A 379-nucleotide genomic window follows, 5' to 3' on the forward strand; every position below is an offset into this window, starting at 1 on the left:
GCATGTGGGCTGGAGTCTGAGCCAGACACCGTATCTTATAATGAACTAGCTTGCGACCTGCTGGCCGTGACAAGCGACGACGAGATCTTCTCAGCTAGCGGAGACGAGTGCTACAAGATCTTCCGTACCTGGAAGGTGATCAACTGGTGCGAGTACGACGGAGAAGGCGATCCACTGGTAGTTGGCCGCAGCGAAGACTGTGACAACACACCGGGTGAGTGCGTATGGCTGCTGGCCCGCCCTGACGGTACAATCTACTACGATGAGGACAATGACGAGACACCGTCTAACAACGTGCCAGGTGTTAATCTTTGTGGAGAATCAGATGACTACTACAGGTCGCTTTCCTTCACGCCAGAGACCCGCCCAGGCTACTACC

The 379-nt window shown here is 54.9% G+C and carries 1 protein-coding gene; it reads left to right on the top strand.

Annotated elements, in window-relative coordinates; genetic code table 11:
• A partial coding sequence (locus tag FRY97_RS22720; protein ID WP_170254896.1) for a hypothetical protein occupies positions 1 to 379 on the top strand: 379 nt, incomplete at both ends.

The sequence above is a fragment of the Phaeodactylibacter luteus genome (genome assembly GCF_007993045.1).
Classification (GTDB): Bacteria; Bacteroidota; Bacteroidia; order Chitinophagales; family Saprospiraceae; genus Phaeodactylibacter; species Phaeodactylibacter luteus.